1 protein-coding gene is annotated in these 1,553 nt (G+C 47.5%); it reads left to right on the top strand.

The window, feature by feature from the left end:
• On the top strand, nt 1-1,553 hold a 1,553-nt coding region (locus BM176_RS32685), incomplete at both ends, for a hypothetical protein (protein ID WP_218162329.1).

The raw sequence follows: 1,553 nt of genomic DNA, 5'->3' as shown, positions 1-1,553 counted from the left end.
GCGCCAGACCAGGAACATTGTAATGTTGCACTGTTTACAATGGCAGCTACGCCTGCAAGTGTAGGAACAGGTGTATGGACAATCGTTTCAGGTACTGCTACTATCGCTACAACAAACAGTCCAACAACTACAGTTACGGTATTAGCTGGTAATACAGCTACCCTGCGCTGGACCATCACTAATGGTACCTGCGTATTAACAGATGATGTTGTACTTACAAATAATGTAAATATCCTGGCCGCTGCCGGTCCTGACCAGAACAATTGTGCTAATCCTGCTTTCACCCTGGCTGCTAACACTCCGGCTACCGGATCAGGTTTATGGACAGTGGTTTCAGGTACTGCTACTATAACAGATGACACCAATCCCACTTCAGCAGTAACAGTTCCAACAGGAAGCACTGCTACGCTGCGCTGGACCATCACCAACGGTACCTGCGTAACAACAGACGATGTAGTATTAACAAACTACGATGTACCAACACCTTCTGTTGCCGGTCCTGCTCAGGCACATTGTAATGATGCGCTGTTTACGATGGCTGCTAACACACCAACAGTAGGAACAGGTTTATGGACAGTGGTTTCCGGTACTGCTACTATCACACTAGCAACCAGTCCAACAACGACAGTCAATGTACCAGCAGGTAACACTGCTACGCTGGCATGGACTATTACAAACGGAACATGTCCGCCTTCACAGACGACTATCGTTCTCACAAATAGTCAAAATGTTATAGCCGCTGCCGGTCCTGACCAGAACAATTGTGCTAATCCTGCTTTCACCCTGGCTGGTAACAACCCTGGTGCAGGAACAGGTTTATGGACAGTGGTTTCCGGTACTGCTACTATCACAACGGCAAACAGTGAGACTTCAGCAGTAACAGTTCCAACAGGAAGCACTGCTACACTGAGATGGACGATCACAGACGGACTTTGCTCCACAACAGATGATGTAGTGTTAACAAACTATGCTACACCAACACCTTCTGTTGCTGGTCCTGCTCAATCACAATGTGCCAACGATCTGTTTACGATGGCTGCTAATGCACCAACAGTAGGAACAGGTTTATGGACAGTGGTTTCTGGTACTGCTACTATCGCAACACCAACCAGTCCAACAACGACAGTCACTGTATTAGCAGGTAACACTGCTACCCTGGCATGGACCATTTCTAACGGAACATGTCCGGCTTCATCAAGTACTGTTGTACTGACCAATTATGCAGCGCCAACGCCCATCACACCAGCGCCAGACCAGGAACATTGTAATGTTGCACTGTTTACAATGGCAGCTACGCCTGCAAGTGTAGGAACAGGTGTATGGACAATCGTTTCAGGTACTGCTACTATCGCTACAACAAACAGTCCAACAACTACAGTTACGGTATTAGCTGGTAATACAGCTACCCTGCGCTGGACCATCACTAATGGTACCTGCGTATTAACAGATGATGTTGTACTTACAAATAATGTAAATATCCTGGCCGCTGCCGGTCCTGACCAGAACAATTGTGCTAATCCTGCTTTCACCCTGGCTGCTAACACTCCGGCTAC

It is taken from the genome of Chitinophaga sp. CF118 (assembly GCF_900112615.1).
Classification (GTDB): Bacteria; Bacteroidota; Bacteroidia; order Chitinophagales; family Chitinophagaceae; genus Chitinophaga.
Note: the sequence above shows the minus strand (reverse complement) of the source record. Positions and strands in the feature narration are given on the sequence as shown.